Annotated in this window: 12 protein-coding genes; 5 read left to right on the top strand and 7 right to left on the bottom strand. The window is 73.7% G+C overall.

The genetic code is table 11. The features are described 5' to 3' along the window. Positions 1-19: 19 nt before the first annotated feature. Complete coding sequence (locus tag IF27_RS22510) at positions 20-688, bottom strand: DUF4245 domain-containing protein (RefSeq protein WP_223291165.1); 669 nt, start codon at positions 686-688, stop codon at positions 20-22. A 175-nt stretch (positions 689-863) separates the two neighbouring features. On the opposite strand from IF27_RS22510, the gene glpX reads away from it, so the two are divergent. After that, positions 864-1,892 carry a class II fructose-bisphosphatase gene (glpX, locus tag IF27_RS22505; protein WP_052851524.1) on the top strand — a complete coding sequence of 343 codons (1,029 nt, stop codon included), beginning with the start codon at positions 864-866 and terminating at the stop codon, positions 1,890-1,892. 96 nt (positions 1,893-1,988) lie between these two features. Here glpX and IF27_RS22500 read toward each other — a convergent pair whose 3' ends face one another. Both IF27_RS22500 and IF27_RS22495 read right to left on the bottom strand, forming a co-directional pair. Continuing rightward, complete coding sequence (locus IF27_RS22500; RefSeq protein WP_420822043.1) at positions 1,989-2,357, bottom strand: WhiB family transcriptional regulator; 369 nt, start codon at positions 2,355-2,357, stop codon at positions 1,989-1,991. 183 nt (positions 2,358-2,540) lie between these two features. Next, positions 2,541-3,209 carry a DUF1707 SHOCT-like domain-containing protein gene (locus IF27_RS22495; protein WP_110946151.1) on the bottom strand — a complete coding sequence of 223 codons (669 nt, stop codon included), beginning with the start codon at positions 3,207-3,209 and terminating at the stop codon, positions 2,541-2,543. Between the two features lie 118 nt (positions 3,210-3,327). On the opposite strand from IF27_RS22495, the gene IF27_RS22490 reads away from it, so the two are divergent. Genes IF27_RS22490 through IF27_RS22480 form a run of 3 tightly spaced genes read left to right on the top strand, consistent with a single transcriptional unit; the run spans position 3,328 to position 5,210 of the window. Continuing rightward, the gene (locus IF27_RS22490) at positions 3,328-4,302 is read left to right on the top strand and encodes an SPFH domain-containing protein (protein ID WP_052851522.1); all 975 of its coding nucleotides are present in this window, start codon (positions 3,328-3,330) and stop codon (positions 4,300-4,302) included. After that, on the top strand, positions 4,248-4,595 hold the full coding sequence (locus IF27_RS22485) for a type II toxin-antitoxin system antitoxin (RefSeq protein WP_190233074.1): 348 nt from the start codon (positions 4,248-4,250) through the stop codon (positions 4,593-4,595). Before IF27_RS22490 ends, IF27_RS22485 begins: the two co-directional genes overlap by 55 nt. Before the next feature lie 60 nt (positions 4,596-4,655). After that, positions 4,656-5,210 carry a peroxiredoxin gene (locus IF27_RS22480; RefSeq protein ID WP_052851520.1) on the top strand — a complete coding sequence of 185 codons (555 nt, stop codon included), beginning with the start codon at positions 4,656-4,658 and terminating at the stop codon, positions 5,208-5,210. A 46-nt stretch (positions 5,211-5,256) separates the two neighbouring features. Here IF27_RS22480 and IF27_RS22475 read toward each other — a convergent pair whose 3' ends face one another. The 4 genes from IF27_RS22475 to IF27_RS22460 form a co-directional block, all read right to left on the bottom strand. Then, entirely contained in the window at positions 5,257-7,110 is a 1,854-nt protein-coding gene (locus IF27_RS22475; RefSeq protein ID WP_052851519.1) for a SpoIIE family protein phosphatase, read from the bottom strand. A 110-nt stretch (positions 7,111-7,220) separates the two neighbouring features. Beyond that, positions 7,221-7,952 (bottom strand): cytidylyl-2-hydroxypropylphosphonate hydrolase, encoded by a 732-nt coding sequence (gene fomD / locus IF27_RS22470; protein ID WP_052851518.1) that lies wholly within the window; start codon positions 7,950-7,952, stop codon positions 7,221-7,223. 56 nt (positions 7,953-8,008) lie between these two features. Then, positions 8,009-9,403, bottom strand: coding sequence for a class II fumarate hydratase (locus tag IF27_RS22465; RefSeq protein ID WP_052851517.1), 1,395 nt, complete (start codon positions 9,401-9,403; stop codon positions 8,009-8,011). 24 nt (positions 9,404-9,427) lie between these two features. Continuing rightward, complete coding sequence (locus IF27_RS22460; protein WP_052851516.1) at positions 9,428-10,831, bottom strand: serine/threonine-protein kinase; 1,404 nt, start codon at positions 10,829-10,831, stop codon at positions 9,428-9,430. Positions 10,832-11,000: 169 nt separating this feature from the next. Between IF27_RS22460 and IF27_RS22455 the strand changes: the two genes are divergently transcribed. After that, on the top strand, positions 11,001-12,782 hold the full coding sequence (locus IF27_RS22455; RefSeq protein WP_052851515.1) for a hypothetical protein: 1,782 nt from the start codon (positions 11,001-11,003) through the stop codon (positions 12,780-12,782). Positions 12,783-12,820: the final 38 nt, after the last annotated feature.

Below are 12,820 nucleotides of genomic sequence, written 5' to 3'. Positions count from 1 at the left end.
GCGTGGCGCGACGGCGCCGTCAGGCGCGGCCCGGCTCGACGGTGAGCGCCCCGGTCAGGTCGGCCAGCTGGTCGAACGGCGCGGTGCCCATGACGACGGTGGTCTCCTCGGGGCCGACCCGCACCAGCGCGTCGTACTTCTCGCCCTCGTAGCGCTCCCACGTGTCACCGGCGACGCTCATGGTGTCGCCGGTGGCCTCGGCGCCGATGGTGACGGAGGAGACGAACGCGTCCTCGTTGCCCACCACGGGGACGGCCTGGGTGAGCGCGACGTACTCGTCGGCCGGGTTCATGTACCCGAGGCGCCAGGTCGGGCCGAACTCACCCTGCGGGTCGTAGCGCACGGCCGTCGCCCGCCAGTCCTCGCCGAGGCCACGCGGCACGACCAGGTCGTAGGGGGCGGCGCGGGCGGCGGTGCTGGCCGCCACGTCGTACTCGACGGTCCGCACGGGGTCGCGCGACTCGTCGTGCGGGATCACGAGCCAGAAGCCGAAGGCGCCGACGCAGATGAGCGCCATGGACAGCACCATGTTGCGGAAACTCTGGAGGCGCAGGCGGTTCGCCCGCCGGTCGCCGCCGGTGCTGCCGCCCGCCGGGACCCCCCCGTCGTCCACGGGGCCGCTCCCCGGCTCGTCCACCGGCCGCTGGGTCCCCGGCGCGGGGCTCTCGCTCGACACTTCGCTCGCCACACAACCATCGTCGCGCACGCCCCGCCCGTGCCCGCACCCGCCCCCCGAGGGGGCGCCGGGGAGCGACGGACGAGCAGTGCGCTCAAACGATGATTGCCGCGCTCATCTGTCGGGCAGGGGGCTAGAGTCGGGGCTACCCTCCAGCGCCGACCGGCGCAGAAAGGGGTGTCCTCCGATGCCCGATCACCTTCCGTCCCCCCTCGACGTCGCCCCCGCGGCCCCGGACCGCAACCTGGCGCTCGAACTCGTCCGCGTCACCGAGGCCGGGGCGATGGCGTCCGGCCGCTGGGTGGGCCGCGGCGACAAGAACGGCGCCGACGGGGCGGCCGTACGGGCCATGCGCTCGCTCGTCTCGACCGTCTCGATGAACGGCGTCGTCGTCATCGGCGAGGGCGAGAAGGACGAGGCGCCGATGCTCTTCAACGGGGAACGCGTCGGCGACGGCACCGGCCCGGAGTGCGACGTGGCCGTGGACCCGGTGGACGGGACGACGCTGACCGCGAAGGGCATGGCGAACGCGGTGTCGGTACTGGCCGTGGCCGAGCGCGGCGCGATGTTCGACCCGAGCGCCGTCTTCTACATGGACAAGCTGGCGACCGGCCCCGAGGCCGCCGAGTTCGTGGACATCGACGCGCCGCCCGAGGTGAACATCCGGCGGGTCGCCAAGGCCAAGGGCGGGACGCCCGAGGACGTGACGGTGGTCGTCCTCGACCGGCCCCGGCACACCGACCTCGTGCGCCGGGTGCGGGCGAGCGGGGCGCGCATCAAGTTCATCCAGGACGGGGACGTCGCCGGGGCGATCATGAGCGTCCGCGACCACACCGGCGTCGATCTGCTGCTGGGGATCGGCGGCACGCCCGAGGGCATCATCGCGGCCTGCGCGATCAAGTGCCTGGGCGGCACGATCCAGGGCAAGCTGTGGCCCAAGGACGAGGCGGAGCGCCGCGCGGCGCTGGACGCCGGGCACGACCTGGACCGCGTGCTGCACACGGACGACCTGGTGCGCGGCGAGAACGTGTTCTTCGTCGCCACCGGGGTGACGGACGGGGAGCTGCTGCGGGGGGTGCGCTACCGCGCCGAGACGGCGACGACGCAGTCGCTGGTGATGCGTTCACGGTCCGGGACGATCCGTCAGATCGACTCCACGCACCGGCTGTCGAAGCTGCGGGCGTACAGCGCCGTCGATTTCGACCGGGCGGGCTGACGGGTCGGCAGGTGGGGCCGGGGGACGGCGGGGAGCCGGGGCGGGGCGGGCGGTGGGTGGGGGACGGCCGCCCCGCTCGGCGGCGTGCGGCGCGGCTCAGGCGATCCGCGGGATCTCGGCCGCCCGGCTGCCGGGCGCGGCCGTGTCCCGGCGGCGCCTGCGGCTGAGCACGACGCGGCGTTCGGCCGCCGTCAGCCCGCCCCAGACGCCGTACGGCTCCGGTTGGAGCAGGGCGTGCTCCCTGCACTCCAGCAGGACGGGGCAGCGGGCGCACACGGACTTGGCCGCCTGCTCGCGGGACAGCCGGGCCGCTGTGGGCTCCTGGGAGGGCGCGAAGAACAGGCCCGCCTCATCGCGCCTGCACGCGGCCTCCGAGTGCCAGGGGCCGGCCAGGTCTCTCGGGCTGCGCTGGGCAGGGGCTGCTGGGGACCACTGGGACTCGTGTGGCGGTGACGATTGCAGCACGGTCAACTCCTGACGACGGCTACGGGGGTCGCTCCTGGCTGGTGGACCCTCACCCGTCCTGGGGGACGCCGCGCTGTCCTTCCCACCATGCGGCCATACGAGTGACGGTCCCCCGAGCCCTACCCGCTGTGCGCACGCTTATGCACGGAGCGACAACGTCGCCTGCCGCGTCAGCCGTACCGGTCAGTCCTTGCGCAGGTCCTTGACGCGTTTGCCGCGCACCGACTTGGCCTCGACACCCCCCATGAAGGCGAAGCCCTTCACCACGACGACGGGCGCGCCAGGTTCCGGCGCGTCGAACTCACGGACGTCGAAGCCGCCCATGAAGCCGCTGCCCTCGCAGCGCAGCGAGACGTTGTCCGGCACGCGTATCTCGATGCCGCCGAGGACCGCGACCGCGTTGACCACGACCTCGCGCTGCTCGAACAGGGCCTCGGTGAAGTCCAGTTCGATGCCGCCGAGGACGGCCACGGCGTCGATCGTGCCGCCGACGCGCCAGCGGCCGTGGCGGGTGGAGCCGCTGAGGACGGCGACGACGTTGCGCTTCCCGCCCGGTGTGCCGCCGGGCGCGGCCCACGGGCCGGGGGCGGTGGGGGCGGCGTGGGTGGGGGAGGTGGCGCCGAAGTGCTGACCTTCCGGCAGGTCACGCACCAGTGGCTCCAGTTCGCCGAGCGTCTTGGCGCCGTAGACGGCGTCGAGGCGCTCGGCGTGCTCGTCGGTGTCGAGGCGGCCGTCGGAGAGGGCCTGGGCGAGGATCTCGGCCACCCGGTCCCGGTCGGCGTCGGAGGCGCGGACCGGCGGCGGCGGCGGTTCTTTGCCCAGCGGTACCGCGGGCGGATTCTCGGCTGTCACGGACAACAGCCTAGCGACTCGCGATACATCGCGACCACCCCCATGGTGTAAAGTGATATCACTTTGCTAGATCCTGGCGCCGCGACGACGCGCGCCGACCGCTCGGAACGGGGACCTCATGACCGACACGACACCTCCGCGACACACCACCTCAGGCGGACGCGGGCCGCGGGCCGCCGACGTACCGGCGATGCCCGAGCCCGGCGTACGCGAGTTCCCCGCGCACAGCGTGCCGGGCGGCCTCGCCCTCCTCCTCACCTTCGTCGGCGTCCTCGCCGGTCTCGGCGGCGCCGCCGTCGGCGTCTCCCTGATCGACGACGGGTCAGGGCCCGCGGGAGCCGCCCTACTGGCCGCCGGTCTCGTCGCCACCGTCGTCAGCATCGTCCTCATGACCGGGCTGAACATGGTCGCGCCCGGCGAGGCCAGGGTCGTCCAGTTCTTCGGCCGCTACACGGGCACCATCCGCAAGGACGGCCTGCGCTGGGTCAACCCGCTGACGACCCGTGGCAAGATCTCCACCCGCGTGCGCAACCACGAGACCGCCGTCCTCAAGGTCAACGACGCGTACGGAAATCCGATCGAACTGGCCGCCGTCGTCGTCTGGCAGGTCGAGGACACGGCGCAGGCGTCGTTCGAGGTGGACGACTTCATCGAGTTCGTCAGCGTGCAGACCGAGTCGGCCGTGCGGCACATCGCCCTCGACTACCCCTACGACGCGCACGGCGAGGACGAGCTGTCCCTGCGCGGGAACGCCGAGGAGATCACCGACAAGCTGGCCGTCGAGCTGACCGCGCGCGTCGCCGCGGCGGGCGTGCGCATCATCGAGTCACGCTTCACGCACCTCGCCTACGCCCCCGAGATCGCCTCCGCGATGCTCCAGCGGCAGCAGGCGGGCGCCGTCGTCGCGGCCAGGAAGACCATCGTGGAGGGCGCGTGCGGCATGGTGGAGGACGCCGTCTCGCGCATCTCGGAGATGGACGACATCTCGCTGGACGACGAGCGCAGGGCGGCCATGGTCTCGAACCTGCTCGTCGTCCTGTGCGGCGACCGCTCCCCCCAGCCCGTGCTGAACACCGGGACGCTGTACCAGTGACCCCACCGCGCAAGCAGGTCCTGCTCCGGCTCGACCCCGCCGTCCACGACGCGCTCGCGCGGTGGGCGGCGGCGGAGCTGCGCAGCACCAACGCGCAGATCGACTACGTCCTGCGGCAGGCCCTTCTGGCCGCAGGACGCCTGCCGTCCGACGCGGGCCCCACCGCCAGGCGGGGCCGTCCGCGCCGCCCGGCCGCGCCGGAGGGGGGCGCGGCCGGGGGAACTCCCCCGGCCGCGGGGCCAGGACCGCGCGACGCGGACGGCACGCGCGACGCGGAGCACGGCGAAACGTGACGACTGTGGCACGGTAAGCGACGACATCTGTCGTGGACCGCTCCTGAAGGAGGCCCCGCCGTGCTGACCGTCGGCGACCCGTTCCCCCCGTTCGACCTCCCCGCCTGCGTCTCCCTGGAGAGCGGCGCGGAGTTCGCCAGGATCACCGAGAAGACCTATGCGGGCGCGTGGAAGGCCGTCTTCGCCTGGCCCATGGACTTCACCTTCGTCTGCCCGACCGAGATCGCCGCCTTCGGCCGCCTGGAGCAGGAGTTCACCGATCGCGGCGCGCAGGTCCTCGGCGTGTCGCTCGACTCCGAGTACGTCCACCACGCCTGGCGCCGCGAGCACCCCGACCTGCGGAACCTGCCGTTCCCCATGATGTCGGACGTGCGGCGCGAACTGTCCGCCGCGCTGGGCATCCTGGGCCAGGACGGGCTGCCGATGCGCGCCGTCTTCCTCGTCGATCCGCAGGACGAGATCCGCTTCAGCATGGTCACGGACGGCTCGGTCGGGCGGAACCCCGAGGAGGTGCTGCGCATCCTCGACGCGCTCCAGAGCGACGGGCTGACGCCCTGCGGGTGGACGCGGGGCGAGGCGACCCTCGACCCGGACGCGCTCCTCGCCGGCACCTGAGCCGGGCCTCCGGAGCGTCCGGGCCGGGAACGTCCTGGCCCGGGGCTCAGGCCGCCGAGGGCGTCGCCATCTCGAACCAGACGACCTTGCCCGTGCTCAGCCGCGTCGCGCCCCAGTTCCGCGCCAGCCGCTGCACCAGGTAGAGGCCACGGCCGCCCTCGTCGGCCGGGCCCGCCTGGCGCAGCCGCGGCAGCTGGGGCACGTCGTCGCCGACCTCGCAGCGCAGCACGTCGGTACGCAGCAGCCGGACGGTGACGGGCCGCTCCGCGTAGCGGACGGCGTTGGTGACGACCTCGCTGACCAGCAGCTCCACCGTGTCCTCGATGTCCAGCAGGTCCCAGCGGGCCAGGCTCTCGCGGACCAGGCGGCGCGCCTCGCGGACCGACTGGGCGCGCGGGTCGAGTTCGAGGACGGCGGTCGCCTCGGGCGCGATGCCCTCGAAGCGGGCGGCCAGCAGGGCGATGTCGTCGTCGCGGTCGCCGGGGCCGACGATGTCGAGGATCTCGTCGCACATCGGTTCGAGGGGCAGCGCGGCGTCCGGGCGGGTCAGCCGGGAGATCTCGGTGAGCTTCTCGCGCAGCTGCTCCACGCCGGTCCACACGTCACGCGTGCGGGACTCGACGAGGCCGTCCGTGTAGAGGACGAGCGTGGCGCCCGCCGGGGCGTCGAACTCGACGGTCTCGAAGTCCACGCCGCCGACGCCGATCGGCGCGTTGGGCGGCATCTGCACCAGCTCGGTGGAGCCGTCCACGTGGAGGAGGACGGGCGGGGGATGGCCCGCGTTGGCCGCCTTGATGCGGTGCGCGACCGGGTCGTAGACGGCGTACAGGCAGGTCGCCATCCGGTCGGTGCCGAGCCGCTGGGCCTGCTCGTCGAGGTGGTGCAGGACCTCCTGCGGCGGCAGGTCGAGCCCGGCCAGGGTCTGCACGGTCGTGCGGAGCTGGCCCATGATGGCGGCCGACGTGGTCGAGTGGCCCATCACGTCGCCGACGACGAGGGCGACGCGGCTGCCCGGCAGGGGGATCGTGTCGTACCAGTCGCCGCCGACGCGCGCGGACTGCGCGGCGGGCAGGTAGCGGCTGGCGAGCCGTACGCCGGTGGGCTCCGGCAGGTCGTCGGGGAGCATCGTGCGCTGGAGTTCGTCGGCGATCGACGCCTCGCGGCCGTAGAGCACCGCCTTGTCCACGCCGAGCGCGGAGTGGGTGGCGAGCTGGGCCGCGACCTGGAGGTCCTCCTGCTCGAACGCGTCGCGGTCGGGTGTGCGCAGGAAGACGGCCGCGCCGATCACCCGGCGCCTGCCGCGCAGCGGGGCGACGAGGACGCGGCGGCCCTCCGGCAGGTCCGTGGCGCCGGTCAGCTCCCGCATGGCGGCGCGCGGCACCTGCGAGTCCGTGAAGACGGGCCGGACGCCGCGCAGCACCTCGGCCAGCGGCCCGTTGCCCCGCACCTCGACCTGCGGCACCGGCTCGCCGAGCAGCGGCAGGCCCTGCGTGCTCTCGGCGGGACGGCTGCCCCCGAAGCTCAGCTGGTCGGGGATGCGGTCGCTGCGGCGCAGCTTGAGCACCCAGGGGGTGACCGGCTGCTCGTCGCCGACGGGCAGCGGGTGCCGCAGGTAGACGAGGATGACGTCGCAGAAGGTGGGGACGGACGACCGGCACAGTCCGAGCACGATCTCGTCGAGGTCCATGCCGCGTGCGATGCGGCGCGTGGCCGACCCCACGAAGCGCAGCCGGTCGGTCTCCGGCATGCCGCCGCCGAGGCCCTCACCGGCCAGGGGCCGGACGGGCGGATGTTCCGCGGGGGCGGACTCGGAGCGCGCGTGCGGCAGCACCCGGCTCTCGGCGAACGTGGTCACGTCCGCCGTGCGAGCCACGGGCTGCGGTGAGGTCGGGTCCGTCACGAGGGGATGTCCATCCAGGCTGGCACTGCGGAAACTGGGGTGCGTGATGGGGGTGTTGTGCAGTTGTGCGGTCGTGGGGACCGATCCTACGGTCGGCGCGGGGGGTGGTATCAAGAGGCTCGGGGATGATCGGGCATCCGCCGGGCCTGTGGACGGCTCGCGAGCGTGGGCCCCGTGTGGTGCCAGTCGTCGGGCAGCGCGGGGGTGCGCCAGCGTGGATCGGGGCGCCAGGCGGGCCAGTTCCCGGAGAACGGCGGGCCCCAGTCGCTGACGAGCCTGGCGGCCTCGCGGGCCGCCGCGCCGATCCTGGCGGCCTGCGTGGCGTCCAGCAGCCCGGCTCTCCTGGCCTGCGCGAACTCGTCCTCGTCGCGCCACTCCCAGCTGCGGTCGGGGTACACGGCGATGTCGAGGAAGTGGTCCTCGGAGTCGATGCCGCCCGGCCAGCGGGTCCGCGGCTCCTCCAGGTTCAGGTACCAGTTCTTGAAGCGCCAGCCGCGGTCCCAGAAGAGCCAGACGGACCACGGCTCGTCCGGTCCGGCCAGCTTGAGGACCCCGGCGCCGAACCAGCGGGAGCGCACGGTCGTGCGGGGCTTGGTGTAGCGCGTGGCCAGCGGCTCCAGGTGGATCGGCGTGCCGTCGGCCAGCTGGGGCTTTATGCACTCGGTGCCGGGTGCGAGCCACACGGCGAGCAGGTCGGGGGTGTCCTGGACGACGGTCACGGGACGGCAGATGTGGAACTGCCCGGCGGTGCCGCCCGCGCCGTTGGCGCGGTAGCGCCACAGGATGTGGTCACCGGGTCGCCACGGATGCGCACCGCCGTTCCCGTCAGTTCCCCTTGTCATCTACACATGGTATGGGTGACGACACGGACAGCGGGCGCATCCGGCCGAGAAGTACGTCAGGGGCGCGTCATGCTGAGGACGTCCAACGCCTCGTCCAGCTGTTCGAGGGTGAGGTCGCCGCGCTCGACGTACCCGCCGTCGAGGACGGCCTCGCGGATGGTCTTGCGCTCCTTCAGGGCGCGCTTGGCGACCTTCGCGGCCTCCTCGTACCCGATGTAACGGTTGAGGGGCGTGACGACGGACGGGGAGGACTCGGCGTACTCGCGGGCGCGCTCGGCGTCCGCGGTGATGCCGTCCACCGTGCGGTCGGCGAGGAGGCGGGAGGCGTTGCCCAGCAGGCGGATCGACTCCAGCAGGTTCTTCGCGATGACCGGCAGCATGACGTTCAGTTCGAAGTTGCCCGCGGCGCCCGCCGTGGTGACGGTCACGTCGTTGCCGATGACCTGCGCGGCGACCATGAGGACGGCCTCGGGGATGACCGGGTTGACCTTGCCGGGCATGATCGAGGAGCCCGGCTGGAGGTCGGGCAGGGCGATCTCGGCGAGGCCGGTGCGCGGGCCCGAGGACATCCAGCGCAGGTCGTTGCAGATCTTGGTGAGCGAGACGGCGATGGTCCGCAGCTGGCCCGACGTCTCCACCAGGCCGTCGCGCGCGCCCTGGGCCTCGAAGTGGTCGCGGGCCTCGGTCAGCGGCAGGCCGGTGACGCGGGCGACCTCGGCGATGACGGCCGCGGAGAAGCCGGGCGGGGTGTTGATGCCGGTGCCGACGGCGGTGCCGCCGAGGGGCAGTTCGGCGAGGCGCGGCAGGGAGGCGTTCAGCCGCTCGATGCCGTAGCGGATCTGGGCCGCGTAACCGTCGAACTCCTGGCCCAGGGTGACGGGCGTCGCGTCCATCAGGTGCGTGCGGCCCGACTTCACGATCCCGGCGAACTCGGCGCCCTTGCGCTCCAGCGCCTCGGCGAGATGCGCCAGGGCGGGGATCAGCTCGCCGGTGACGGAGCCGGTGGCGGCGATGTGGATGGAGGAGGGGAAGACGTCGTTGGACGACTGGCTGGCGTTGACGTGGTCGTTGGGGTGGACCGGGCGGCCGAGGCGCTCGGTGGCGAGGCTGGCCAGCACCTCGTTGGTGTTCATGTTCGAGGAGGTGCCCGAGCCGGTCTGGAAGACATCGACCGGGAAGTGCGCGTCCCAGCCGCCCTCGGCGACCTCACCGGCGGCGGCGGCGATGGCCTCGGCCATGTCCTTGTCGATGACGCCCAGCTCGGCGTTGACGGTCGCCGCGGCGGCCTTGATCCGGGCGAGGGCGGCGATGTGCGCGCGCTCGATGCCCTGACCGGAGATGGGGAAGTTCTCCACGGCCCGCTGGGTCTGCGCACGCCACTTCGCGTCCGCCGGGACCCGCACCTCGCCCATGGAGTCGTGCTCGATGCGGAATTCGTTGCTACCACTCATGGGCACGAATCTACCGGGAGGGGTTCAGCCGAGAGTGATGCGCTTCCCCTTCAGGGCCTTGCGGGCGCGACGGGTGCGTCCGGCCCCGTGCTCGCGGCGCAGCTGCTCGGCGACGGCGCGGGCCGTGCCGGTGGGGTCGAGCTGCCCGAGGCGTACGCAGGCGCGTTCCGTCGGCCAGCCGTCGGGGCCGAAGTAGCGGGCCAGGTCGGGGATGAGCGCGACCCACTCGGCGGGGGACTCGGCGGCCTCCGCGGCGGTGATGCGGTCGCGCAGGGTGGTGGCCTCGCCGGGGGCGTGGCGGAGGGGGCTGCGGCGCAGCGGGCGCGGGTCCTGTGCCCCGGAGGCGGACGGTCCTGTGCGCGGCGTCCGGGGGTGGGCGCCGGTGTCGGGCGTGGGCTGCGGGGTGACGGGGGGCGCGGTGCGCGGGTCGCGCGTGCGGGCGGAGGTGGGGCGGGCGTCCTCGGGCGGGCCGGTGGGAGGGGCGTCGGCGGAGGGTGTACGGGGGTCGGGCGCCGGGGTGGGCCCGTCGTGCAGCAGGTCGCGCGTCGGGGTGTCGTGGGACGGGCCCGCGCCGTGGCGTGCGGCCAGCTCGCGCAGGTGGTCGCGGACGGTCGTGGCGTGGGCCGGGCGTTCGCCGGGGTCCTTGGCCAGCAGCCGGAGCACCAGGGCCTCGACGTCGGCGGGGATGCCGTCGCGTACCTCGTGGAGGGGCTGCGGCGCCTGGTGCACCTGGCGGTAGAGGACCTGCATCACGGTGCCGCCCGGCGGGAAGACCGTGCGGCCGGTGAGCATCAGGTAGAGGACGCAGCCCAGCGCGTAGAGGTCGGTGCGCGCGTCCACCGGGTCGCCGAGGCACTGCTCAGGCGCCATGTAGTCGGGGGTGCCGATCGCGGCGCCGGTGGCGGTCAGGGAGCTGCGGTGGCGGTCGCTGAGCCCTTCGGCGAACCGCGCGATGCCGAAATCGAGCAGTTTGACCCGGTTGTGGATCACCATGACATTGGCCGGTTTCAGGTCACGGTGCACGATGCCGACGCCGGGCGCGTGCGCGGCGGAGAGCGCGTCGGCTATCTGGGCGGCCCACTCCAGGGCGGTCGGCAGGGGCGGCGGGTCCTGGGCGAGGTGCCGGTCGAGGGAGCGGCCGGGGACCATCTCCATGACGAGGAAGACGGTCGGACGCCCGTCGAGGGCGCCGGTGAACAGGTCGTGGACGGTGACGATGTGGGGGTGCGCGAGGCGGGCGATGGCGAGGGCCTCGCGCTCCAGGCGGGCGACGAGGTCGTCGGTCGCGCCGCCGTCCGTGGCCGTCTTGACGGCGACGTCGCGCCGCAGCCGCTCGTCGTGCGCGTGCCAGACCTGGCCCATGCCGCCCTCGCCGAGCTTGCGGACGAGCCGGTAGCGGCCATCGAGTACGTCGCCGGTCGCGACCATGGTGGTGTCCCCCGAACCCGCTTGTGTCACCGTCCCGGTGAGCGGCGTCGAACGTGCGTGGCTGTCGTCTGTCGGCACGTCGGCGGTGATCTCGCGCGGGGCGGGTTCCGCTGTCAGTGGCGCGGCTTAGGATTCCACAGCGATCGGCGACGGGTGAGGGGGGTTCGCGATGGGGAGGCGGACAGGGGGGCGTGCCGCGGGGCTGCTGGCCGCGTTGCTCGCCCCGGTGCTGGCGTTCGGTCTGCTGACCGCTCCCCCGGCGCACGCGGTGGGTCAGCTCGACGAGGCGGCGGAGGCGCTGGCCGACGGGTCAGGGGTGTGGGTGGCCGAGGGGTTCGAGGGCGCGCCCGAGACGCTGCTCGACCTCGTCAGGGCGCGGTACGCGCGCGCGGAGACGTCCATACGTGTCGCCATGGTCACCGAGGAACTGGGCGAGGACGACGCGGCGGCGCAGCAGTTCGCCGCCGCTGTGGGCGAGCCCGGGGTCTACCTCGTCTACAGCGAGACGGACGACCCGACCTCCGACTACCCCACCACGGCGCACCAACGGGCCGTGCTGGGCGGGGACGTGACGTACGAGCAGGTCTACGAGGAGTACAACGACCACCTCGGCTCGGGCTCGGGGAACTTCCTCCTGAGCCTGCCCGACGCCCTGGACGGCGACCTGTCGCCCGACGTGTTCGCGCTCTCGGACGACGCGCCGTTCTTCGTGGACCCGGCGGTGACCGACGTGTTCCCCGACGTCACGGCTGAGTGGCTCCGGGAGGTGTACGCCGACGTCGAGACGCCGGTGCGGGTGGCGGTCGTGACGGCCCTGGGCGGTTCCGACGCGGACACGCAGGACGCGCTGTTCGGTGAGCTGCCCGCGGACGGGACGGCGGTGCTGCTGCGTTGGGAGAGCGAGGAGTTCTCGGTGGCGGGGGCCACCGGGGGCGAGGCGCCGTTCGGCGTGGACGACGTGGAGAGCACGGTCGGCGGCATAGGCGCCGGGGACGTGCCGCCCGAGGTGCTGCCCCAGCGGATGGCGCTGCTGGCGGCGCTGCTCGGGCCCGACCCGGTCGAACTGGCGCGGCAGGCGCTCGTGGACGACCCCGTGTACGTCCATCCAGGCGTGTCGGACGGCGAGACGACTGCGGCGGAGGTGGACGCGCTGCGGGAGCGCCTGCGGGAGGCGTGCCCGTCGGCGCGGGCGGCGTTCATGCCGGAGGAGGTGCTGGAGCTGCGTCTCGGCGGCACCCTGCCCGACGCCGACTCGGGGGATCTGGCGCGGCTGTTCGTCCCGGAGAGCGACGGCAGCGACGAGCCGGGCACCGATGTGGTGGTGTGGACCCTCAGCTCCGAGGTGGGCGGGTACTTGTCGAACACCTCGGCGACGGGCCAGGCGTCCTTCGTGGAGGCGACGCAGTGGACGTTCGGCGCGTCGCCGCCCATCTCGGGCGCGCTGGAGGAACTGCTCTCCGAGGTGGACGACGGCGGTGGTGGCGGCGGCGGACTGCCCGACGCGGTGGGCGACACGGGGCAGTTGCGGATCTACCTCCTCGTGGCGCTGGGCATAGCCCTGCTGTGGCTGGGACCGCTGATCGCCGCCAACGCCACGCGCCGCAGGCGCCGCATACGCGCCACGGCCAAGTGGCGGCGGCGGCTCACCCGCCTGCCCGTGGGCCAGGCGCGCGAGGAGCAGGAGCGGGCCGATGTCGCGGCGCTCGCGGTGTGGCGCGACCTGGTGGCCCTGGGCGACGACCTCGGACACATCGCCTCTCCGCACGACCCCGTCAGGCTGCGCGCCTTGCAGCGGCTGCGCAGCGAGTACGAGCGCCTGCTCGCGATGCACGACCAGGCGATGACGTGGCACGAGGTCGCGATGGTGCGCGCCGACGCGCGGCGGCTGCGGCGGTCGCTCGACGTGTGGCTGCGCACGGCCGCCGCGCCGCAGCCCGCGGACGCCCGCTGAAGGGCGGGCGCCCGTCGTCCCCGCCCCGGCCGGATCCG

This window comes from Streptomyces avicenniae, from assembly GCF_000719135.1.
In the GTDB taxonomy this organism is placed as follows: domain Bacteria; phylum Actinomycetota; class Actinomycetes; order Streptomycetales; family Streptomycetaceae; genus Streptomyces; species Streptomyces avicenniae.
This window is presented reverse-complemented; position numbering and strand designations above follow the sequence as displayed.